Source organism: Gordonia sp. (in: high G+C Gram-positive bacteria) (assembly GCF_049647785.1).
GTDB lineage: Bacteria > Actinomycetota > Actinomycetes > Mycobacteriales > Mycobacteriaceae > Gordonia.
In genome coordinates, this window is the sequence record NZ_JBARYI010000095.1 from 1 (window position 1) to 22998 (window position 22998).

19 protein-coding genes are annotated in these 22998 nt (G+C 63.8%); 7 read left to right on the forward strand and 12 right to left on the reverse strand.

Annotated elements, in window-relative coordinates; all coding sequences use genetic code 11:
- Positions 1 to 63: 63 nt before the first annotated feature.
- The 3 genes from meaB to WBA38_RS17080 are packed head-to-tail and all read right to left on the reverse strand — an operon-like array spanning position 64 to position 5257.
- Positions 64 to 1068 carry a methylmalonyl Co-A mutase-associated GTPase MeaB gene (meaB, locus tag WBA38_RS17070; RefSeq protein ID WP_424295585.1) on the reverse strand — a complete coding sequence of 335 codons (1005 nt, stop codon included), beginning with the start codon at positions 1066 to 1068 and terminating at the stop codon, positions 64 to 66.
- Positions 1065 to 3326 (reverse strand): methylmalonyl-CoA mutase, encoded by a 2262-nt coding sequence (gene scpA / locus WBA38_RS17075; RefSeq protein WP_424295587.1) that lies wholly within the window; start codon positions 3324 to 3326, stop codon positions 1065 to 1067. The genes meaB and scpA overlap by 4 nt, the downstream gene beginning before the upstream one ends.
- Positions 3323 to 5257, reverse strand: a complete 1935-nt coding sequence (locus WBA38_RS17080) for a methylmalonyl-CoA mutase family protein (protein ID WP_424323170.1) — start codon at positions 5255 to 5257, stop codon at positions 3323 to 3325. The genes scpA and WBA38_RS17080 overlap by 4 nt, the downstream gene beginning before the upstream one ends.
- 111 nt (positions 5258 to 5368) lie before the next feature.
- Between WBA38_RS17080 and WBA38_RS17085 the strand changes: the two genes are divergently transcribed.
- The 3 genes from WBA38_RS17085 (at position 5369) to WBA38_RS17095 (ending at position 7385) form a co-directional block, all read left to right on the forward strand.
- Entirely contained in the window at positions 5369 to 6139 is a 771-nt protein-coding gene (locus tag WBA38_RS17085; RefSeq protein WP_424295589.1) for a TVP38/TMEM64 family protein, read from the forward strand.
- A 104-nt stretch (positions 6140 to 6243) separates the two neighbouring features.
- On the forward strand, positions 6244 to 6834 hold the full coding sequence (locus WBA38_RS17090; RefSeq protein ID WP_424323184.1) for a hypothetical protein: 591 nt from the start codon (positions 6244 to 6246) through the stop codon (positions 6832 to 6834).
- Positions 6831 to 7385 (forward strand): hypothetical protein, encoded by a 555-nt coding sequence (locus WBA38_RS17095; RefSeq protein WP_424323171.1) that lies wholly within the window; start codon positions 6831 to 6833, stop codon positions 7383 to 7385. The genes WBA38_RS17090 and WBA38_RS17095 overlap by 4 nt, the downstream gene beginning before the upstream one ends.
- A gap of 26 nt (positions 7386 to 7411) precedes the next feature.
- Here WBA38_RS17095 and WBA38_RS17100 read toward each other — a convergent pair whose 3' ends face one another.
- Positions 7412 to 8203 (reverse strand): serine/threonine protein kinase, encoded by a 792-nt coding sequence (locus WBA38_RS17100; protein WP_424295592.1) that lies wholly within the window; start codon positions 8201 to 8203, stop codon positions 7412 to 7414.
- An 84-nt stretch (positions 8204 to 8287) separates the two neighbouring features.
- Here WBA38_RS17100 and WBA38_RS17105 point away from each other — a divergent pair, with 84 nt between their 5' ends.
- Positions 8288 to 9121, forward strand: a complete 834-nt coding sequence (locus WBA38_RS17105) for a DUF3097 domain-containing protein (RefSeq protein WP_424323172.1) — start codon at positions 8288 to 8290, stop codon at positions 9119 to 9121.
- A 7-nt stretch (positions 9122 to 9128) separates the two neighbouring features.
- Here WBA38_RS17105 and WBA38_RS17110 read toward each other — a convergent pair whose 3' ends face one another.
- From WBA38_RS17110 to WBA38_RS17145, 8 genes are all read right to left on the reverse strand, one after another.
- Positions 9129 to 10178: a ferrochelatase gene (locus WBA38_RS17110; protein WP_424297458.1), complete on the reverse strand. Its 1050-nt coding sequence runs from the start codon at positions 10176 to 10178 to the stop codon at positions 9129 to 9131.
- A gap of 2 nt (positions 10179 to 10180) precedes the next feature.
- Positions 10181 to 11014, reverse strand: a complete 834-nt coding sequence (gene inhA / locus WBA38_RS17115; RefSeq protein WP_424297460.1) for an NADH-dependent enoyl-ACP reductase InhA — start codon at positions 11012 to 11014, stop codon at positions 10181 to 10183.
- 42 nt (positions 11015 to 11056) lie between these two features.
- Positions 11057 to 11791, reverse strand: coding sequence for a 3-oxoacyl-ACP reductase FabG1 (gene fabG1 / locus WBA38_RS17120; protein WP_424297462.1), 735 nt, complete (start codon positions 11789 to 11791; stop codon positions 11057 to 11059).
- Between the two features lie 15 nt (positions 11792 to 11806).
- Positions 11807 to 12799, reverse strand: coding sequence for a VWA domain-containing protein (locus tag WBA38_RS17125; RefSeq protein WP_424297464.1), 993 nt, complete (start codon positions 12797 to 12799; stop codon positions 11807 to 11809).
- Positions 12799 to 13737, reverse strand: a complete 939-nt coding sequence (locus tag WBA38_RS17130) for a DUF58 domain-containing protein (protein WP_424323173.1) — start codon at positions 13735 to 13737, stop codon at positions 12799 to 12801. The genes WBA38_RS17125 and WBA38_RS17130 overlap by 1 nt, the downstream gene beginning before the upstream one ends.
- On the reverse strand, positions 13724 to 14965 hold the full coding sequence (locus WBA38_RS17135; protein ID WP_424293018.1) for an AAA family ATPase: 1242 nt from the start codon (positions 14963 to 14965) through the stop codon (positions 13724 to 13726). Before WBA38_RS17135 ends, WBA38_RS17130 begins: the two co-directional genes overlap by 14 nt.
- Before the next feature lie 66 nt (positions 14966 to 15031).
- Positions 15032 to 16456 carry an NlpC/P60 family protein gene (locus WBA38_RS17140; protein ID WP_424323174.1) on the reverse strand — a complete coding sequence of 475 codons (1425 nt, stop codon included), beginning with the start codon at positions 16454 to 16456 and terminating at the stop codon, positions 15032 to 15034.
- 331 nt (positions 16457 to 16787) lie between these two features.
- On the reverse strand, positions 16788 to 17390 hold the full coding sequence (locus WBA38_RS17145; RefSeq protein ID WP_424323175.1) for a DUF6676 family protein: 603 nt from the start codon (positions 17388 to 17390) through the stop codon (positions 16788 to 16790).
- Between the two features lie 346 nt (positions 17391 to 17736).
- On the opposite strand from WBA38_RS17145, the gene acnA reads away from it, so the two are divergent.
- The 3 genes from acnA (at position 17737) to WBA38_RS17160 (ending at position 22967) form a co-directional block, all read left to right on the forward strand.
- Positions 17737 to 20535 carry an aconitate hydratase AcnA gene (acnA, locus tag WBA38_RS17150; protein WP_424323176.1) on the forward strand — a complete coding sequence of 933 codons (2799 nt, stop codon included), beginning with the start codon at positions 17737 to 17739 and terminating at the stop codon, positions 20533 to 20535.
- A gap of 19 nt (positions 20536 to 20554) precedes the next feature.
- Positions 20555 to 21130 (forward strand): TetR/AcrR family transcriptional regulator, encoded by a 576-nt coding sequence (locus WBA38_RS17155; RefSeq protein WP_424323177.1) that lies wholly within the window; start codon positions 20555 to 20557, stop codon positions 21128 to 21130.
- A gap of 199 nt (positions 21131 to 21329) precedes the next feature.
- Complete coding sequence (locus tag WBA38_RS17160) at positions 21330 to 22967, forward strand: VWA domain-containing protein (protein WP_424323178.1); 1638 nt, start codon at positions 21330 to 21332, stop codon at positions 22965 to 22967.
- The last annotated feature ends 31 nt before the right edge of the window (positions 22968 to 22998 follow it).

Here is a 22998-nt window from a genome sequence, read left to right on the forward strand (position 1 = left end):
TCCCGCTACACGTCGGACGTGTAGCGGGAATCAACGCATCATGCGAGAGCGGGGCCCGGGGCCCTAGAAGCCAGCGACGGTGGCGATCCGGTCGGCGCCCAAGGTTGGGGTCAGCGAGCCCGTGAGAACCGCTGACTCGACCTCCTTGCGCACCGCGCGAACCTCGGGGTCCTCTTCGAGGCGGTTCAGCATGGCCTCGCGAACCATCGCCCACATCCAGTCCACCTGTTGCTGCGCGCGACGAGACTCGAACAAGCCGGCTGCGGTCAAGGTTTCGCGATGTTTCAGAATCGCTTCCCAGTACTCGTCAACGCCGGTGTTCTCGATGGCGCTCATGGTGAGGACAGGTGGGTGCCAGAGGGCGTCGTGCGGGTAAATCAAACCGAGCGCATTGCGCAGTTCGCGAGCGGCACCGCGAGCCTCGTTGATGTGCTTGCCGTCGGCCTTGTTGACGACGACGATCTCGGCGAGTTCCAGCACGCCCTTCTTGATGCCCTGCAACGAGTCGCCCGTGCGGGCCAGCGTCAGGAAGGTGAAGACGTCGACCATCCCGGCGACGCTCACCTCCGACTGCCCCACGCCCACCGTCTCGACGAGCACCACGTCGTAGCCAGCAGCTTCAACGAGGACGATGGTCTCGCGGGTGGCCTTCGTGACGCCGCCGAGCGTGCCTGAACTCGGCGACGGACGGACGTACGCATCCGCGGCGGCCGAGAGCTGCCCCATCCGCGTCTTATCGCCGAGAATGGAACCGCGAGTCCTCGTCGACGAGGGGTCCACCGCAAGCACTGCAACCCGATGACCGCGATCAATCAGGTGCATGCCGAGCGTCTCGATGGTCGTCGACTTGCCGACGCCCGGAACACCGGTAATCCCCACCCGGAACGACTTCCCGGCGTGCGGCGTCAAGTTCAGCAGCAACTGCTGGGCGGCCGCCCGATGGTCGGGTCGAACCGATTCCACCAGGGTGATGGCCCGAGCCAACTGCGACCGATTGCCGGACAGCACACCTTCGGTGAGCGCATCGACATCAATCGCGCGTCGACCCGGGCGATCCACGGAGGTCATTCCGCTGCGGGCGCCAGATCCAGGCCCAGTTGGTCGGCGAGCTTGCCGATCAGGTCGACTGCGCTGTCAGCGATGACGGTACCGGGCGGGAAGATCGCCGCAGCACCAGCCGCATACAGGTCGTCGAAGTCACCGGGCGGAATCACGCCGCCGACGACGATCATGATGTCTTCGCGTCCCACATCCGCCAGTGCCTGCTTGAGAGCGGGCACCAGGGTGAGGTGACCGGCTGCCAGCGACGAGACACCGACGACGTGCACGTCGTTGTCTGCCGCCTGAGCTGCCACCTCTTCGGGGGTCGCGAACAGCGGGCCCACGTCGACGTCGAATCCGAGATCGGCAAATGCTGTGGCGATCACCTTCTGGCCGCGGTCGTGCCCGTCCTGGCCCATCTTGGCAACCAGCACGCGAGGACGACGACCCTCAGCGTCAGCGAAGGCATCCACGACAGCCATGGCTTCGTCGATATTGCTCACGGAATCACCTGCTTCGTTGCGGTATACGCCGCTGATGGTGCGGATCTCCGCCTGATGACGGCCGTAGACCTTCTCCATGGCGTCGGAGATTTCGCCGCCGGTGGCACCGTGGCGTGCGGCCTCGATGGCCAGGGCCATCAGGTTGTTGTCGAGGTTCGACCCACCGGCCTCGCCCGCGGCGCGCGTTAGGTTGGCCAGTGCGGCATCGACCGCATCCTGGTCGCGTTCGGCGCGGAGCTTCTCGAGCTTGGCGAGCTGCTCGGCGCGGACCTTCGAGTTGTCGACCTTGAGGACTTCGATTTCCTCATCTTCGTCGACCCGGTACTTGTTGACACCGATCAACGGCTGAGTGCCCGAGTCGATACGAGCCTGGGTACGGGCCGCAGCCTCTTCGATACGGAGCTTTGGCAGACCTTCGTCGATGGCCTGGGTCATACCGCCAGCCTCTTCGACCTCCGCGATGTGCGCGCGAGCCTTGTTGGCGAGCTCATTGGTGAGCCATTCGACGTAGTTGGAGCCAGCCCACGGATCGATCGGCCGCGTGGTGCCCGACTCCTGCTGAAGCAGAAGCTGGGTGTTGCGGGCAATGCGCGCGGAGAAGTCTGTCGGGAGGGCGATCGCTTCGTCGAGGGCGTTGGTGTGCAGCGACTGGGTGTGGCCTTGCGTTGCCGCCATGGCCTCCACGCAGGTGCGAGCAACGTTGTTAAACACGTCCTGCGCGGTCAACGACCAACCTGAAGTCTGCGAGTGGGTACGCAGCGACAGACTCTTGGGGTTCTTTGGCTCAAACTTCGCGACGAGCTCACTCCACAGCAGGCGTGCGGCGCGGAGCTTGGCAACCTCCATGAAGAAGTTCATGCCGATACCCCAGAAGAACGACAGTCGCGGTGCGAACTGGTCGATATCGAGGCCTGCTTCCAACCCGGCGCGAATGTATTCGACGCCGTCGGCCAGGGTGTATGCGAGCTCCAGGTCGGCTGTCGCTCCGGCTTCCTGAATGTGGTAGCCGGAGATGGAGATGGAGTTGAACTTGGGCATCTTGGCGCTTGTGTAGGCGAAGATGTCCGAGATGATCCGCATGGACGGGGCCGGCGGATAGATGTAGGTGTTGCGGACCATGAACTCTTTGAGAATGTCGTTCTGAATGGTTCCAGCCAACTTCTCCGGGGGCACGCCCTGTTCTTCGGCGGCCACGACGTAGAGCGCCAGGATCGGCAGCACGGCACCGTTCATCGTCATCGACACGGACACGTTGCCGAGGTCAATGCCGTCGAACAGTTGGCGCATGTCGAGGATTGAATCGATCGCCACGCCAGCCATACCGACGTCGCCTGCGACGCGCGGGTGGTCGGAGTCGTAGCCGCGGTGGGTAGCGAGGTCGAAGGCGACCGACAGACCCTTCTGACCCGAGGCCAGGTTACGGCGGTAAAAGGCGTTCGACTCGGCGGCTGTCGAGAAACCTGCGTACTGGCGAATCGTCCACGGCTGGTTGACGTACATCGTCGGGTACGGGCCCCGGATGAACGGTGCGGTACCGGGGATGGAGTCGATCGGGTAGTCGCTGTCGGCCGCGGCTTCGTCGCGGTCGGCACGGGTGAAGACCGGCGGCACGTCGATCTGCTCGGGGGTCTTCCAGGTGACCTGCTCGACGGAGTAGCCATTGGCTGCCGCCAACTCTTCGGCCTGGGTGGCACCGGGTGCGGCAGGTTCGGGCTGCCTGTCCCCAGTCAGGGCGACGTCGGCGAAGCTTGGCACCGCGTCTGTTGAATTGCGCTCACTCATGCGGATGCACTCCCGCCTTCGGTCAGGTGATCGAGAAGTTCGGTCAGGGTCGCGATGGCATCGATTCCGACGCGGAGCGAACCGTCGACGCCGTCGGCGTCTGCGGGCCATTCGCGGTCGGGCCCGGCGAGCAGCACTCGGCTGATGCCTGCACTGCGTGCTGCGGCCAACGCGGCTGGGCCGCTTTCGGCGTACCGCTTGGCGGTGCCGCACAGTACGGCGACGCTGGTCGGATTGTCTGCGACCACTCCGGCGATCGATTCGGCATCGACGGTGCCGGGATTAATCGCCGCGATACCGCCGGCGGCCAGCAGGTTCGCGACGAAGGTGGTGCGGCCATTGTGTTCGGCGACGCTGCCGAGCGGCAGCATCAACACACTGGGACGACTGCCAGCCGCAGCGGCGGCGTCGGCGGCATCGCGCAAGGCCTCGAACTGGCGGCCAACGCGAGCCAACTTGGGGGTGGCGGTAGCGATGTCGACGGTGTTCGCGGTCCCGGCCGGGCGAGCCGTCTCGTCGAGATTCGGGAACTCGCTGACACCGGTCAGCGGTGCCTTGCGGTGTGCAACCTGGACGTCACGAGCCGCGAGGGACTCGGCGATCTGGCTGGCGATCCATCCTTCGGCGAGGGCCGGACGGTAACCGCCGCGAGCCTCGACCTCGGTGAAGACCTCCCAGGCTGCCGAAGCGAGGTCGGCAGTGAGAGATTCGACGAACCATGAACCACCGGCCGGGTCGAGCACGCGCCCCAGGTTGGATTCCTCAAGGAGGATCAGCTGGGTGTTGCGAGCCATGCGACGGGAGAACGACGTGCTCGACGACCGCTGGTCAGCGGGCAGTGCGGCGTCGTATCCGAGGACGGTGACCTGGTCGGCACCGCCGAGACCGGCACCGAATGCGGCGACGGTGGAGCGGAGCATGTTGACCCATGGATCGCGCTGAGTCAGCATCGCCAGGTCGGTCACCGCGTGGGTGATCGCCGCACCGGCTTCGGGCTCACCGAGAACATCGGCCACCCGCGACCAGACAGCGCGGAGGGCGCGAAGCTTGGCGATGCCGGCGAACTGGTCGTCGTCAACCGAGATGGCGAAGGTGATCTGGCCGAGGGCGTCGGCGCGGCTCATGCCGGCACCCACCAGGTCGCGCACGTGTGTAACGGCAGCAGCGACGGCGTAGCCGAGTTCTTGCGGATTGTTGGCGCCAGCCTGACTGAAGTCGGTGCCATCGACGCGGAATGTCCGCACGCCCGCGGGAGCTTCGGTGGCCACCGCGTTAGCTTCCTCAACTTCGACGGTTGCCCGTCCGGAGAAGGCAGCCGTATACGGCGACAGTCCGAGGCTTTGCACGTTGGCGGCTGTTGCGGGGGCAGCTTGCGGAGCTTCCGGTGCGGCGGCCCGAGCGGCGAGGTAGGCGCGGGCGGCGGCGATGCCATCGGCACCGGCGTCGAGCGTGACAGGCACCAGATCGAGGTAGACACCAGCCAGAACGGCCGCGACATCGTCGGCAGCAATGCTGCCACCGACGTTCAGCCACAATCCGCTGGTGCCATTGCCTGCGGCGTCCAAGATCTGCTCGTTGACCACCTCTGCGGACAGGCCGTCTTCGTCGCCGAAGCGTTCGGTGACTCGCCAACCGACGTTGACGTCGCGGACCGGGTCGGCACCGCGCACAAACGGGAACTGACCGGGCGCGCCCTGTTCGGCCGCCTCGTCTTTCCGCGTGTACAGCGGACGCACTACGGTGCCGTCACCGGTATGTGTCGACAGCAGAGCCTCGGGACTCTCAGGCAGTTCGTCGGCCGTCACTTTGCGCGAACGCGCCAAAACGGCGGCGGCCGCGGCGGACCAATCGTCGTACGCTGCCTGCAGGCCCTGCGCGCTGAGCGGACCGGCATTACTGGGCGGCTGTACGGGGTGCTCACTTGCCGTCATCGGCTCGCTTACCTCCATAGCTGGGCGAAGAATTTTCGTTAATTGAACGATAACCGATCAAACGCTCGGGCCGTCATGCGGGATGTGATCGAGCCCGTAATATTGGTACTCGTGCGTAACAATTCACCGCGATCGGCACCGTTGGCCGAAGAGCCGGTGGCCCTAGACGGAAGCACCTCGCAGCAACCCCTCTCCGACAAGGCCGCAGCAGGCAGTCGGAGCGTCACGAAGGCCGCGGTCATTCGCGGCATCGCCGTGATGGCCATCGTGGTGACCGTCCTGGTCGGCGCGTATTTTGTGCCACTCCCCTCTATCGCCACCGCACGCACCTGGTCGGATTCCCTTGGCCCGTGGTTCATTTGGTTGTTTTTTCTGGCCTACGCGATCGTCCCGGCGGCCCCGGTTCCGCGCACCGCGTTCACCTTGACCGCAGGAGTCCTCTTCCCGCCCGCCATTGCATTCGTCGGGGCGACGATCTCGTCCACGATCGCCGCGGTAATCGGTTTTCTGGTGGCCCGCAAGCTCGGCAGGCAACGAATTACCCGCTTCTTGAAGCACCCCTCGGTGGCGGCCTTGGATCATCGCTTGGCGCAGCGCGGGTGGCTGGCAGTCGGTTCGGTGCGCCTGATCGCCGTGTTCCCGTTCTCGATCGTCAACTACTTGGCGGGACTGTCGAGTATCCGTCTGATCCCCTTCATCGCAGCAACCATTATCGGTATGACGCCGGGCAATGCAGCCGTCATCTTCTTGGGTGACGCACTGACTGGGTCGGGCAGTCCGATCAGTTTGTTCTTCTCCGCGGCGCTATTCGCGGTAGGGGTCATCGGGCTGATCGTGGATACGCGCATGCCGATCAACCAACCATCAAGTAAATATACTTGATTTGAGCAATATCAAGTATCTAAACTTGAGGCAGTGGCTAGAGTTGTCGAAGGGTCCGACACGAGATGCGATGGACAGGAGACGGCAATGGACGGAAAACTGCGATGTATGTCCTGACTGCGGACCAACGCGGCAGCCGTACCGGACGGGACCTGGTGCCCGACATACTGGCCGACGGTAGCCCCTCCGGACTGCTTCGCCCGTTCGAGCGGACGGCAGGTGATGAAGTCCAAGCGGTCTTCGATTCGCCCACAGGGCTCGCTCTCGTCGCAATCGACCTTGCGTCATCGGGTGACTGGAGCGTCGGGATCGGCATCGGCGACATCGAAACACCGTTGCCCCCATCGACCCGGGCGGGGCGCGGAGCGGCATTCATCGACGCTCGCACTGCCGTCGAAGATGCCAAAAGAAACCGCTGGCACCTGTGCATCGTCGGAGAGTCCTCCTGGTGCGCCAGCGCGCAGACCGCCGCGCGACTGCTCCTCGACGTTCTCGCCGACCGCACCGACGCCGGCCACGAAGCCGTTTCGCTTGTCGCGCAAGGGCTTACCCAGTCAGCAGCGGCCACTAGACTCGGTATCAGCCCGCAGGCGATGTCGCTTCGGCTGCAGCACGCGCGCTGGGACATTGAGCCGAGTGCGCGTGAGTTGTTCACTGACTTGCTTACCGCCGCCAACATCGGAGTAGATGCATGACCGTCGTGGTTCTTTTTGCTCTGGCCATCGTGGTGGCGGCCGGTGCTGCTTTGGTTCGACGACACCTCGCTGCCGATTCCGCCAAGTCCGATGGCGCGGTGCTTGCCACCGACGTGATCGCGACGGTCGTGACGTTGGCCCTGTTGGTGCTGGCACTGATCCCGGTTACCCGCGACGGGCACTGGGACGGCGGGTGGCTCGTCGCCATCCAGGTTTTGGCGGTCATCGCTGCCGCAGTCACCGGCGCAAGCGCTGTCCGCCTCGTACTGGCTGCTGGCGGGATCCCCACCCGCGGTGACAATCACGACGACGAACCCGACGCTCCCCTGCGCGGCGGTCGGATCATCGGCATGCTGGAGCGCACGGCGGTCGTCGTGTCGTTGCTGCTGGCCTGGCCAGCGGGAATCGGTGTCGCGCTGGCGGTGAAGAGCCTCGCCCGATTCTCCGAGCTGCGCGCCCCACGGGCCAGCGAACAGTTCATCCTCGGGACCTTCGCGTCGGTGCTGTGGGCCGCCGCGTTCGCGGGTGTCGCGTATCTGGCAAGGATATAGCGACGAGCGCAAGAGATCTGAGCGGACTACCCAGTGGCCGCGCGACGGTACTCGGCGATCAGCGTATTCACCGCCGCTTGCCGGGCTCGGCGCGCCAGGTCCGACAGCCGCATCAGATTCGTATCGGCGGTGGCCAGTTGGGAACCGGAGTCGCCGAGCGTGCCACTGCCTGCAAGCGTGATGATCGCATCGATCTGCGCGGCGGCAGCAAGGACGCGGTCGACCCGCGGATTGTCGTGTGCGGGCAAGTCGATTCGATTGAACTCGGTGCGGGCGGCCAAGGCATCGCGCAGATCTGCGGGTGAACGGCGTCGTGCGCCGCTGAGGTCAGCGATCACGGTCGCCGCCTCGGCGACGGCAGCCTTGAGGTCGTATTCCACCTCACCGAGCGGTGCGTCGGATAGCAGTTGGTCGACGGCGATCTCCGCGTCGTAGCGCATGGCCTGCCAACGACACCGTTCCCTGGTTCCCATTGGAATCAAGGCGATCGGATGAGTTGGGCCCGCAGCACCGAGGTCCCGGTCGTCAACCAGAATCACTTCACCGACACTCATCGCGGCCTTGGTTACTTCGCTCGGAGGCAGTCCGGCCGCGTCGCCCGGAGCGGGCAGTCGTACCGCCATGTGTGCGGCGCCCGACACCGTCGCCAGCAGGTCCAAAATTCCCCCGCCAGGATCGAGTTCATGCACTTGGGCGTAGTCGTGCAGGGTGTGTAGCACGTCGTCGGCAGAGCATCGGCCCGCGTCGCGTGCCGCAGCCCACACGGCGAGAGCGCTCGCGGGCCACGAGCGCATCAGGGCTAGAGAAGAACTGGTCATCGCAAAGCACGATACCCGCGGTTTGCGCTCCACCGGAGCGTCGCAACCGGACCCACCGCCATCACTCGCTTAGGGTTGGCAACTGTGTCCGATGATCGCTATGGCCGCGACGTACTGTCCTCGCCCCGCAAAACCAAGCCCAAGGCCCCCGAGGTCGCCGCTGAACGCGACCTGGTGGTCGAAGACGCCGCGACGGGATTCTGCGGTGCCGTCGTGGGCCTCGAAAAGAGTTATGCGGGCGACCTGGTTCGCCTCGAGGATCGTCGCGGGCAAACACGCGTCTTCCTGATGTACCCGGCGGCCTTTTTGATTGACGGGAAGCCGGTCACTCTGACTCGCCCGCGCGGTCGCGGTGCGGTCGCGCAGGCGGAGGCCAAAACCGCCTCCGGCTCGCGGGCCGCACCGAAGCAGCGGGCACGCACCGCCCGCGCCAGCCGCATCTTTGTGGAGGGCGTGCACGACGCCACCCTCGTCGAACGTGTCTGGGGCGACGACCTCCGCGCCGAGGGCGTTGTGGTGATCAGCCTCGATGGCCTCGACAACTTGGACGAGGCACTCGCCGAGTTCGGCCCGGCACCGCATCGCCGCGCTGGCGTCCTGGTCGACCACCTGGTGTCTGGATCCAAAGAGGAAAAGCTCACCGCCGAAGTTGGTCCCAATGTCCTGGTAACCGGCCACCCCTACGTGGACGTGTGGCAGGCGGTGAAACCGGCTTCGGTCGGCATCGACGCGTGGCCGGTGATCCCGATGGGCACCGACTGGAAGACCGGCATCTGCGACGCCCTCGGCTGGGGTACCCCGCGTGACGGCTGGCGCCGGGTTCTCGCTGGCGTGTCGAACTTCCGCGACCTTGAGGTTCCGCTGCTCCGCAGCGTCGAGGAGCTGATCGACTTTGTCACCGTTGAGCCGCAGGGCTGACGGTGACCTAACCTCGCTGTGGCCGCCGAACGGGCAGGCAACAGTCCGGTCGGCACAGCGCACCGTTGTCGCCGCAGCCCATCGCAGTGATGTCGCCTGCACCGTCGACATAGCGTTCGACGAGGTCGGCGATCAGCGAGATAAAGACGGGGTCGGTCCCGACCGTGGGGACGCGCACGTAGTCCATGCCGAGTTCAGCGGCCACGTCGCGCGCCTCGGAATCGAGGTCCCAGACCACTTCCAGGTGGTCGGAGATGAAGCCGATCGGCACCACCGCCACCCGCGAAATTCCCTGCGCGGAGATTTCTCGGAGGTGATCGCAGATGTCCGGTTCAAGCCAAGGCACCTGCGGCGGTCCCGACCGTGATTGCCACACGACGTCGAACTCGTCGATCCCGAGCGATGATGCGACTGCTGCGGCAGCAGCACGTACCTGACTGGAATACAGATGGCCGCCGTCCGCGGCTGGCCCGGCATTCTTGTCCGCGGACTCCGGAATCGAATGTGCGGTGAAGACGACCCGCGGCGGTGGTCCCGATGCGAATTCATCCAATGCACGACGCAGCGCATTGCTGGCCGCCTCAATAAACTTCGGTTCACTCGCGAACTGCGGCAGTTTGCGGACCACCACATCGTCGACGTCGTTGACCGCCCCGGCGATGTCCTCGTGATACTGACGGCACCCGGAATATCCGCCCCAGGCAGACGTGGCGAACGCGAGTACCCGCCGGTGGCCATCGGCCCGAATTGACGCCACCGCATCGGCGATCAACGGATCCCAATTCCGGTTACCGAAATAGATCGGTAGGTCGCGACCGCGACCGTCAAGTTCCGCGCGCAACGCCGCAATCATCTCGAGGTTGAGCCCATTGATCGGTGAGACTCCCCCGAAATGCAAATAGTGTTCGACAACCTCGTCGAGTCGCTCCGGGGGCACCCCGCGGCCACGCGTCACATTCTCAAGGAATGGGCGCACATCCGCAGGCTTGTCGGGGCCGCCGAAAGAAAGAAACAGCAGTGCCTCGAAGGCACCGCTGTTTCCACCTGTGTCAGTCACGATCAGTTCAGGAAGTTCTCGGGGAACCAGGTGTTATGGCTGGCACCACCGTCAACGTAGATGATCGAGCCGGTCGTGCCGGGTAGGAAGTCCGACAGCACGGCGCAAACACTGGTGCCGACGACGCCCGGATCGTCGACGTTCCAGCCGATGGGCGACGCACCGTCCCAGTACTCGTTGAGCATGGTCAGTTTGCGGGCATCGTCGGTCGCGGTGCCCGAGATTGCCTTGGCCGCCAGCGTCTTGATCGGGCCGGCCGCGACGAGGTTGGAGCGAATCCGCTTGGCCTCGCCAACTTCGCGCGCCACATAGCGGTTCACCGATTCGAGGGCCGCCTTCGCGACGCCCATCCAGTTGTAGTCGGGCAGCGCGGTTCGCGGATCGAAGTCCATACCGACGATCGAGCCGCCTTCGTTCATGACCGGCAGTGCGGCACGAGCGAGCGAGGCGTAACTCCATGCGGAGATCTCGAACGACTTCGCGACGTCGGGTCCCGGACCCTCAAGGAACGGCACGGCGTCCGGACCCATCAGGGTCTTGGGTGCGAAAGCAATCGAGTGGACGAGGCCGTCGACGCCCTCGGGTGCCAACTCGCGAACCTTATCGGCGAGGGCCCCGAGGCTCTCCTCGTCGGTGACGTCGAGCGGAATCGCCGGCGGCACTTCCTGCGGCAGGCGACGCGCGATGCGGTCGATCAGTCGCAGACGCTCCGGGATGCCGGTGATGATGACCTTGGCACCCTGTTCCTGTGCCACCCGAGCGGTGTGGAATGCAATGGAGGCATCGGTGATGATGCCGGTTACGAGGATGGTCTTGCCTGCAAGAATTCCGCTCACAAAATACTCCTAATGCGGTGGGAGAAAGAAGAAAAAGAAGAACTAGTGGCCCATGCCCATGCCGCCGTCGACCGGGAGCACGGCGCCGGTGATGTAGCCGCCCTGGTCGGAGGCGAGGAAGCTGATGGCCGCGGCCACGTCTTCGGGCTGCCCTGTGCGGCCCAGTGGGATAGCCTGCTTGGCCATCTCGATGTAGCGGTCTTCCATCGCAGCGGTCATATCGGTTTCGATGAAACCGGGAGCGACGACGTTGGCGGTGATGTTGCGCGATCCGACCTCGCGGGCGATCGAACGAGCCAGACCGATGAGGCCAGCCTTCGATGCCGCGTAGTTGGCCTGGCCGGGGATACCCGACATGGCGACAACCGAGCCGAGGAAGATCATGCGGCCAAAACGGCCACGCTGCATGCCCTTGGTCGCAACCTTGGCGCAGCGGAAAGCACCGGTGAGGTTGGCGTCGATGACTTTCTCGAAGCTTTCTTCACTCAAGCGCATCAGCAGCATGTTGTCGGTGACGCCAGCGTTGGCGACGAGGACCTCGACGGGGCCCTGGTGTTCGGCAACCTCGGCGAAGGCGCGTTCAACCGAAGCATTGTCGGTCACGTCGCACTCCACGCCGAAGAGGCCTTCGGGAGCACCGGAACCGCGGTGGGTCACTGCAACCTTGTGTCCGTCAGCGGCGAGTCGCTGTGCGACGGCCAAGCCAATGCCGCGGTTGCCGCCGGTCACGAGGACCGAACGCGGGGTCTGGGCGGGAATCGGGGAATACTCTGCCATGGCGATCAACCTATCTCAGGGGAGGCGTCGGTTAAGGAACAGGGCGGCGAATGCGCCCAAGACAGCAAGAAGTGTGCCAGCAATGAGCCACGGACGAGAATTGTCGCCACGCTGACGCTCATAACCGATCTGTTTCTGCAGCGTCGAATACACCTTGTTGAGTTCGTCGAGACTCGATGCGGTGAAGAAGTCGCCGCCGGACAGATTGGCGATCTTCCGCAGTGACTCGTCGTCGACGGGCACTGGCACGGTTTCGACACCGCCACTGGGGGTTTCGAGTTGGACGGTGCCGTTCAGGGTGCCGAACGAGATCGTCGAGACCGGGATGCCGCGATCTTTGGCTTTGCGTGCGGCGGTGAAACCGCCACGGGGATCGTCGGGACTCTCCGGGACGGTCTGTTTACCGTCCGAAAGCAACACGATTCGTGCTGGCGGGGCACCTTCGGGACCACCGAGGACCGCGTTCAGCGTCTGAATCTGTTCGAGCGCCGCGAAGATGCCTTCGCCGGTCGCCGTCTTGTCGGCCAACTTCAGTCGATCAAGTGCATTCTTGGTCGCGCCGTGATCAGGGGTCGGCGACACGAGCGTCGACGGGGTGCCCGCGAACGAGATCAGACCCAGGTTGATCCCGTCGGTCAGATCATCGGCAAACCGCTTACCCGCCGCCTGTGCCGCCTTCAACCGGGACGGGGCGACATCGGTTGATTTCATCGAGTTCGACACGTCGACGACAAGCATCACCGTCGCACGGTTACGCGGCACGTTGCGGTCGGCCATGGGGCCAGCCATCGCAATGGTGAGCAAGGTCAACCCGGTCAGCAGAATCGCGACCGGCACATGCTTAAACCGGTCCTGGTTCTTCGGTGTCACCGACTTCAGCAAGTCGAGATTCGCGAACTCCAGCGACCTGGTGCGACGTTTGCGCATCACGTAGATGTAGGCGGCGATCAGCGCCACGACAAGCAGCGTCGACAGTAGCCACCATGGGTGGGCAAAAATATCGGTCATCAACGCGCTCCCGCGGCCATGCTGCGGCGTCGAGTGCCAATAAACCGCACGGTATCGGCGATCCAGTCGCGGTCGCTGCGCAGCGAGAGCACCGGCCCGCCCGCCGTGCGGAAGGTGCGCAGAACTTCGGTGCGGTGGGCCGCCGCAGCCTTGGCGTAGTCGGCCCGAACTTGCGCCGTGACGTCGATATCGACAATCTCGCCAGACTCAGCATCACGCAGGGTGACTGGTCCGACCAGCGGCAATTCGATATCCCGGGGATCCAAAACTTCCACACCCAAGAGCTCGTGATGCGCCCCGATCGCCCGCAATGATCGAGCCCAGTCGATTTCGCCGAGGAAGTCACCAATAACGACGGCTAGGCCTCGACGGCGTTGTGGTCGGCGCAATGCCTCCAAGCCGGCGTTGAGGTCACCGCGGACGCCGGGGGCGCTTCGCTTGGTGGTGGCTATAGCCTTCAGCAGAGCTTGATCGTGGGCTCTCCCGGCGCGAGCTGGAATCCGGACGACATCGTCGCCGGTCACGATGATCGCTCCGTGACGGTTGCCGCCGCCGGCCGTCAGATGCACAATTGCGGCGGCCGCCGCGACCGCGACATCACGTTTGGAGCGGCCGACCGTCCCGAAATCCAGACTTGCCGAGGCGTCGACGACGAACCACGTTTCCAATTCGCGGTCAGCAACCATCTGCCGCACGTGCGGAGTGCCCGTCCGTGCGGTGACCGACCACTCCATCCGACGGATGTCGTCGCCAGGCTGGTACTCCCGCGCCTCCCCCGGTTCCGAGCCCGGACCGGGGATGAGACCGAGGTGCTCACCCTGGAGGACGCCGTCTAGCTTGCGTCGGACCGTCAGTTCCAGCGACTTGAGCGCTGCGGTCAATTCGGGATCGTTGAGATTTCCCGCCGCAAACGACGGCAGGTCCCTATTGTCCGCCATTGCCCTGCGCGGCGTTGGGGGGTTGCTGCGTCGGTGCCTGCTGCACCGTGGCTGGCGGGAGCGGTGCCTGCTGGATCGTCGCCTGCGGAAGCGGTGCCTGCTGACCCGGCGCAACCGAGTTCGAGGCCGGTGCGTTCGGGGCTGGCATCTGCGGTGCCTGCGCGGCGGGCTGAACCTGAGCCTGGGTCGCGGACACCTGCGGCAAACCGATGGTCTGCAGGATTCGGGTGATGATGTGATCGGGCGTCACTTCGTCAGCGAGGGCGTCGTACGACAGCACGAGGCGGTGGCGGAGCACGTCCGGGATAACTTCCACGATGTCCTGGGGAATCACGTAGTCGCGACCGTGAATGAGCGCCAGTGCGCGGGCCGAGGCCACGATGCCGAGCGTGGCTCGCGGCGAAGCCCCGTACGACAGCCACTGGCCAACTTCGGTGAGTCCCACTTCGGCCGGTCGACGTGTCGCATTGATGACGCGGACGACGTAATCAACGAGCGCGTGGTGCACGAACACGTTCGCGGCCAGGTTCTGCAGGCGGATCGTCGCGGCGGGGTCCAGTACCGGTGACGCTTTCGGCGGCACATTACCCATCCGGTAGACGATCTCACGCTCTTCTTCCACCGACGGGTAGTCGACCAGCACCTTGAACAGGAAGCGGTCACGCTGCGCCTCGGGAAGCGGGTACACACCTTCGTTCTCAATCGGGTTCTGCGTCGCCATCACGAGGAACGGGTCGGGCATGTCGTAGGTGGTGCCACCGATCGACACGTGTCGCTCGGCCATAACTTCGAGGAGCGCCGATTGCACCTTGGCTGGCGCGCGGTTGATCTCGTCGGCGAGGACGAAGTTCGCGACCACCGGGCCCAGTTCGGTATCGAACTCTTCGCGCCCCTGGCGATAGATGCGGGTACCGATGAGGTCGGTCGGCACCAGGTCGGGGGTGAACTGGACGCGAGAGAAACTGCCACCAACGACGGTTGCAAAGGTCTCGACGGCCAGCGTTTTCGCCACACCTGGGACGCCTTCGAGCAAGATGTGTCCGCGCGCCAGCAGGCCGGTCAAGATCCGCTCTACTAGCTTGTCTTGTCCGACAATGACCCGCTTGACTTCGAACATTGCGCGCTCGATAAGTTTCGCGTCTTCCGGTGTGAAGGTCAGATTCTCGGTGTCGGTTTCCGTCGACGCCGCGCCGCTGCGGACCTGTCCGCTGCTGCTTGTGGAAGTCAAGCCGTTGCTCCTACCAATGTGAGGCGTGGTTTGTACCTTCCCCACACTAGCGGGGTGAGGTTGAACTCAGAGGAGCCGCACGACGTTCGGCATGGCACCGTCGGTACGAACCGGCGAAATCTTGACCACATCGCCGGACTGTGGCGCTTCGATCATGGTGCCGTCACCGAGGATCAATGCGACGTGGGCGCTGGCGTTGGGACCGAAGAAGATCATGTCGCCACGCTTCATTTCCGACAGCGGGAACTGGGGCCCCGAGGTGTACTGGTATCCGGTGTAGTGCGGCAGGTCAATGCCGACACCCGCGAAACCGTAGATCATCAGTCCGGAGCAGTCGAAGCCAACCTTTTGGTAGTCACCGTAGCTGTCGGCGACACCGCCGTCGCGGATACCGAGGGTGGGCCCGTTGGCATCGCCGCCTCCCCAGGCGTACGTGACGCCGAGTTCTGACTTCATGCGATTGATCACGAGTTCGATGGCTTCGGGTCCGCGGAGTCCTGGTCGTTGGACTCCCCCGTACGTTCCGCCGTTGCCGGAGAAAAGGTTGCCGAGCGAGCCGTTGCCGATGATGGCTCCGGGGTTCGTTGGATCGGCTCCGCCAATTCCGAGTTCGTCGAGCAACTTGGAGTGTGGGATCTGCTGCTGGCCGATCAGGCTGGCGAGCAGCGCCTGGCCGGTATCCGCGGCGAGCTTTGCCGCCGCTGCTGCCGCCTGCGCCAGCAGGTCATCGCCGGCGACCGGGTTGGTCGGGATTTGGTCGAGGACCTTGCCCGCGACGTCGGCGGGACTGCCCGGTGCCGGAGTATTCGGTGCCGGGGCTTGCGCGTCGACACCCTTCTTGCCGCGGAGCGCGTTCAACTTGGTCGCTAGCGAGTTTCGCTGGGTTATTAGGCTGTTGCGCTTGCCCTGTTGCGACCGGACGGCTTCTTGGGCTTCCTGGACTGCAGCGATGGCGTCGTTCCGACGGATCGTTGCATCCTGTGCGGCCACGGCCGTTTGCTGTCGGGTGGCTTCGGTAGCTGCAACCCTGTTGGCCTGCTGATTTCGCGCGACCTGAAGCTTACGGATCGTCGTCTGCTGCTGGCGGGTGATGCGGTCGATCGACGACATCTGAGCCAGAACCTTATCCGGATCGTCGGAGGCGACGTAACGAGTCATGGCACCGCGGTTGTTGCCCTCGCGGTACACCGTCCGCACAAAGGCGTCGAACTCTTTTTGCGCGGCCTCGACCTTGGTGCTGACTTCGTTCAGCGATCCCTTGGCGCTCTTACTGGCCGCGGCAGCGACCTGCTGGGCAGCCATCGCGTTCTGGAAGTCGACAAGCGTGCGGTTGACGTTCTCCCGCTTAGCAGCGACAGCGTTGCCGAGGTCGGTCAGGCTCTGGTCGACGTCAGCGATCTGGTTGATGAGCGACGCCACCGGGTTTGCCTTGTTTGGCTCGGCGAGTGCCGGGCCTGCACCGAGGACGCTGACGAGCATGACAGCACCCATGGTGGTACCTCGCGTCGTCCATCGCGCACCGTTAATAGCTGGCTTCAACTCTAGTACTCCCTCAACACTTCAAACCCCCGAGCACCGCTACGTGTCTTCTGCACCGTACGTCACAAGATTCACACATGCGACCTCATGGCCTGAATTACAAACGAGTGATTACCAGCGGAAATGCGCGTCAACAGCAAGAAGAGTGGAATCTAAGAATCCCGTTACAGTTGCGTAACACCCACAGGCGAAAGCAGACGGACCACTACCCGCGAGTAGTGGTCCGTTTGCATTATCTGAACGATTCAGCCGTCAGGCTCGAAGTATTAGCGCATTCCCGCGGTTAGCTCTGATCCCCGGAAACAGGTGCCGATTCCGCGTCATCGGTCGTGGCTGCCGCCTCAGCCGCGACGTCCCCGTCAACCGCGTTCGCGTCTTGCTTGCGTTTAGCATTCCAGCGGGCGATCACCGCGCCAATGATGACGACCAGAATCAGTCCAATCGTGACGCCAGTCCAGTTAACGTTCGGATCGATCGCCTGGTGATACATCTGGGTCGCCGCCTGTGTCGCCGTCGACCCATGGGTGACTTCGCTGGAGGCATCCTCCAGTTGGACTCGACTGAACTCACTGGAAGCGGTACCACTCCCCGACGGGCCAAAGACGAAAACGGTGCCACCGACCGACGACTGCAGTTCGGTCGCGATGTCCCGGTAAGCGGTGAATTTTGGATACGACTGGTCGAGCACCACGATGTGAAGGTCGTGACCGTCGGCGTCGGCTTGTTTCACCAACGCCTCGAGGCCAGCCTGCTGATCGGCCGGCGCCCAGGCGCCAGTCGCGTAGAGGGAACCCTCAATCGCTGACATGTCGAGGTTCGACCAGACGTCGGCGGGTACTTGCGTCACCGGTGCGGCTAGAACGAACTCTGCTGGGCCCGGACTCATCAGATAAGGCTCCTGAAACGGATCGGTGGGGCTGAGCAGTCGGGTGGACTGAACAGATCGGGGCAAGGATACGACAGTTTACGAGGAGTACCTGCGCCCAACCCGTGTCGAACGGTTCCGAGGATGCGACAATTCACCCCGCGAACTGCTCAATCGGCGGGCCGAAGGCATCTTTCACGTGAATTCGACACGACTCGGCGACCGTAACCAACAACCAGTACGCCCGTACTGCTATGATGGTTCTGTGGCATTGCGGCCCAAGCCCGTTGCACTGCCGCGACGCTTATGACGGACTCCCGTCGACGCAGCCCGTCGGCGGAAATTGCACGAAACGAGTGGAGCACACGTGAGCATCAATTCCTTTGATTCCCGCGGCACGCTTGAGGTCGGTGAGAACTCGTACGAGATCTACCGCCTCAATGCAGTACCCGGTACCGAAAAACTGCCGTACGCCCTGAAGGTTCTTGCCGAGAACCTCCTGCGCACCGAAGACGGCGCCAATATCACCTCTGATCACATCAATGCGCTGGCCACCTGGGATCCCGCGGCCGAACCGAGCATCGAAATCCAGTTCACCCCGGCCCGCGTCCTCATGCAGGACTTCACCGGTGTGCCTTGCATCGTCGACCTCGCCACCATGCGTGAGGCCATCACGGCCCTCGGCGGCGACCCCAACAAGGTCAACCCGCTATCGCCCGCCGAGATGGTCATCGACCACTCGGTGATCCTGGACGTCTTCGGCCGCGCCGACGCCTTCGAGCGCAACGTGGAACTCGAGTACCAGCGCAATGGCGAGCGTTACCAGTTCCTCCGTTGGGGCCAGGGCGCCTTCGACGACTTCAAGGTCGTCCCGCCGGGCACCGGCATTGTCCACCAGGTCAACATCGAGTACCTGGCCCGCACGGTCATGGTGCGCGATGGCAAGGCCTACCCCGACACCTGTGTCGGCACCGACTCGCACACCACCATGCAGAACGGCCTCGGAGTCCTGGGCTGGGGTGTCGGCGGCATTGAGGCCGAAGCAGCCATGCTCGGCCAGCCGGTCTCCATGCTGATCCCGCGCGTCGTCGGCTTCAAGCTGACCGGTGAGATCAAGCCCGGCGTCACCGCAACCGACGTCGTGCTGACCGTCACCGACATGCTCCGCCAGCACGGCGTTGTCGGCAAGTTCGTCGAGTTCTACGGCAAGGGCGTCGCCGAGGTTCCGCTCGCAAACCGCGCCACCCTGGGCAACATGAGCCCCGAATTCGGTTCTACCTGTGCGATCTTCCCGATCGACGAAGAGACGATCAACTACCTGCGCCTGACCGGCCGCGACGACGATCAGCTTGCGCTCGTCGAGGCTTACGCCAAGGAACAGGGCATGTGGCACAACCCGGACCACGAGCCTGCCTACTCCGAATACCTGGAGCTGGACCTGGGCACCGTGCTTCCGTCGATCGCCGGCCCGAAGCGTCCGCAGGACCGCATCTTGCTGTCGGAGTCGAAGGTGGCCTTCCGCAAGGACATCCACAACTACGTCGAAGAAGGCCTCACCACGGCGCACTCGCAGCTCGACGAAGCCGTTGAAGAGTCCTTCCCGGCCTCGGATCCGGCCGCACTCTCGTTCGCCGATGACGGTGCTGTGAATGTGCAGTCTGCCGCCAATGGGGCCGAAGGCCGTCCTACCAAGCCGATCAAGGTCAGCACCCCCGAGCAGGGCGAGTTCGTCCTGGATCACGGTGCCGTGGCAGTCGCTGGCATCACCTCGTGCACCAACACCTCGAACCCGTCGGTCATGATCGGCGCAGGCCTGCTAGCCCGCAACGCCGTGGAGAAGGGCCTGGCTTCCAAGCCTTGGGTCAAGACCAACATGGCACCCGGCTCGCAGGTCGTCACCGACTACTACGAGAAGGCAGGCCTGTGGCCGTACCTGGAGAAGCTCGGCTTCTACCTCGGTGGCTACGGCTGCACCACGTGCATCGGTAACACCGGCCCGCTGCCGGAGGAGATCAGCAAGGCCGTCAACGACAACGACCTGTCGGTCACCGCCGTCCTTTCGGGCAACCGCAACTTCGAGGGACGCATCTCCCCCGACGTGAAGATGAACTACCTGGCTTCGCCGCCGCTGGTCATCGCGTACGCTCTCGCAGGCACCATGGACTTCGACTTCGAGACCGAGGCCCTGGGACGGGACACCGATGGCAACGACGTGTTCCTGAAGGACATCTGGCCTTCCGCACAGGAAATTGACGACACCATCAAGTCGGCTATCAGCCAGGACATGTTCCGCGATTCGTACGCCGACGTGTTCAGCGGCGACGACCGGTGGAAGGCACTGCAGACGCCGGAGGGTGACACCTTCGAGTGGGCAGAGGACTCCACCTACGTCCGCAAGGCACCGTACTTCGACGGTATGACCCTCGAACCGCAGCCGGTGGAAGACATCAAGGGTGCACGCGTCCTGGCGCTGTTGGGCGATTCGGTCACGACCGACCACATCAGCCCGGCGGGCCCGATTAAGCCCGGCACCCCCGCCGCGCAGTACCTCGACGCCAACGGTGTGGCCCGCAAGGACTACAACTCGCTGGGCAGCCGTCGCGGTAACCACGAGGTCATGATTCGCGGCACCTTCGCGAACATCCGCCTGCAGAACCAGTTGCTCGACGGTGTTTCGGGTGGCTACACCCGCGACTTCACGCAGGAGGGCGGCCCGCAGTCGTTCATCTACGATGCGTCGATCAACTACAAGGAAGCTGGCATTCCGCTCGTCGTCATCGGCGGCAAGGAATACGGCTCCGGTTCATCGCGCGACTGGGCAGCCAAGGGCACCGTCCTGCTCGGCGTGAAGGCCGTCATCACCGAGTCGTTCGAGCGTATCCACCGCTCCAACCTCATCGGTATGGGCGTTGTTCCGCTGCAGTTCCCGGAGGGTGAGTCGGCCAAGACTCTCGGCCTGGACGGTACCGAGACCTTCGATATCGAAGGCATCACGGAGCTGAACAAGGGCATCACCCCGAGCACCATGAAGGTCACCGCCACCAAGGAGAACGGCAACAAGGTCTCCTTCGACGCCGTGGTCCGCATCGATACCCCCGGTGAGGCCGATTACTATCGCAACGGTGGCATTCTGCAGTACGTGCTGCGGAACATGATCAAGAGCTAGCCCGAGGCACAGGGAATAGATGCCACGGGTCAGCGATGACCGCCTTGCCGCGCGTCGTCGAGAAATCCTCGACGGCGCGCGGCATTGCTTCGCCGCCTACGGGTACGACGGCGCGACGGTCAGACGCCTCGAAGAAGCCACAGGACTGTCGCGGGGCGCGATCTTCCATCACTTCAAAGACAAAGAAGCCTTGTTTTTGGCGTTAGCCAGGGAAGACGCGGAGCGCATGGCCGACGTCGCTTCGCAAGAAGGCCTCGTCCAGGTGATGCGGGACATTTTGGCGCGCCCGAAAGATTTCGACTGGTTGAGTACTCGGTTGGAAATCGTCCGCAAGATCCGGACCGATCCCGGATTCCGCGAAGCGTGGGAGTCTCAATCCGCCGACCGCGAAGCGGCCACGTTGGCCCGCCTGGAACGAAAGCGCCGGGCGGGTAGCCTCCGCAAGGATGTACCACCGGAAGTTCTCGTAACCTATCTGGACGTTATCTTGGACGGCATCGTCACGCGGTTGGCCTCGGGCCAGTCGACTGACGATTTGCATGCCGTTCTCGATCTTGTGGAAGCCTCGGTCCGGATCCCCGCCGCGCCCGAATAAGACGTTCTGCACGATTCCTATACCGCAGTTTGCGCCCCAACAGGGCGCAAACTGCGGCATAACTTTTGTTATCCCGTAGATCCGTTTGAACGACACGGAATGCACTGCCTCACAAGCACACCCAAAGCATGACGGTCATCGCCAGCGCGCTATCCTATCGGGCAATTACTCCCCTCCCGAACGAAACGAGCAGTCAGCCATGGGCCAACACCGAACAACCGCGCGGCCCGAGTCCGGACCGGCAGCAGGCAGCGGCAGACTGTTCGCCAGCACCAAATTCCGGGTGGGTCTCTCACTGGTGCTCGCCGCCGTTTTGGTTGGTGGTATCTGGGTGGCCTGGGACAGCGGCCGCGAAGACTGCACCGAGATCCGAAAAGTGTCGGTCGTCGTCGATTGGGGTGCCAGCGATTACGTCAAGGCCCTGGCACAGCAGACACAAACCCACAGTTGTTTTACCTACGCCGTCGAAGCGGTCGCGCCGAGCCACACAGACGAGCGCCTCTCTCGGAAGAACAAACCGCAGATCTGGGTCGCCGAATCGCAGGCACGCGTACGTCAGGTCGGCGACACGCTTCAGCAGACATGGTCGGACATGGGGCCGTCACTTGGGACCACTCCGGTAATCGTGGCAACAAAGAACACCCCACCCCCGACCACTTGGACCAGTGTCCTCACGATGCCGACAATCCACGTCGATGCGCCAGCGCGCAGTGACGTCAGCAACGCGGCGGTTGTGGGTGCGCTCGCCGAAGTATCGTCCGGCGCGTTGACCCACCGCGACCTTGTCGAACACCTCACGAAACGGGCCCTGCTCATGAACGATGAGGACGGCACTGCAGACCTGGCGCAGGTAGCCGCCAGCAAAACCCCGTCGGGCATCGTTACCACCGAGAGCGACTTCACGCGGTTTGCTCGCAAAAACCCAGAGTCCGGAATCAACATTTCCGTCCCGGACACCGGCACCGTCAGCGTCGACTACCGCGTGGCCAACGTCGCTCAGCCCAACGATGAACGTTGGACCAACGACGCCATCGGCGCCCTGGTAGAAACCCTGCAAACCGACGAAGGCCGTGAAATTCGGGAACGCTTTGCGCTCCGAAATGTGGACCTCGAACCCCTCGCTGGTGAGGAAGGCGCTGGTGCGATTACGGTCGTCAAGCCTCCGGCCCGCGAACTCGTCGACAACATCCTGCGCAAGTGGACCGCCCTCACGCAACCGATCCGCGCGTTGGTCGTGCAGGACGTTTCCGGTTCCATGTCGAGGAAGGTTGGCAGCCGTTCCCGAGCAGACCTGCTGCGTGATGCATCGCTGTTCGGCCTCAAGCAGTTTCCGCGCAACACCGCTCTCGGCTATTGGGAATTCAGCATCGATCGCGGCGGCAAGGGCACCGACTACCGGGAGGTGATGCCAATCGCACCGATCTCGGACATTGTCGATGGCAAGCCAGTCCGGGATCAGTTGGCGGTGGCGATCCGAAACACGCTCGCCAACACTCATGGCGGAACCGGTCTGTACGACACGACGCTCGCCGCATACAAGGCCGTGTACGACTCGTATGATCCCGCGTACTCGAACAGTGTGATCATCATGACCGATGGCCGAAACGAAGACCGCGATTCCATTACGCTGCAGAATCTGGTGTCGGAGTTGAACATCATGAAGAACCCGGGTCGACGTATTCCGATCATCGCCGTCGGCATCTCCGAGGACGCCGACGCAGCGGCCCTGAAGAAGATCGCGGAGGCCACCGGCGGCAGTTCCTTCATCGCCTTGGACCCTCAGGACGTTGGGGCAATGCTGTGGAAAGCAGTTTCGTACCGCGTTGAGGCAGCTTAAGCGAAACCCCTGTCTAAGCGAGCGTTCACTA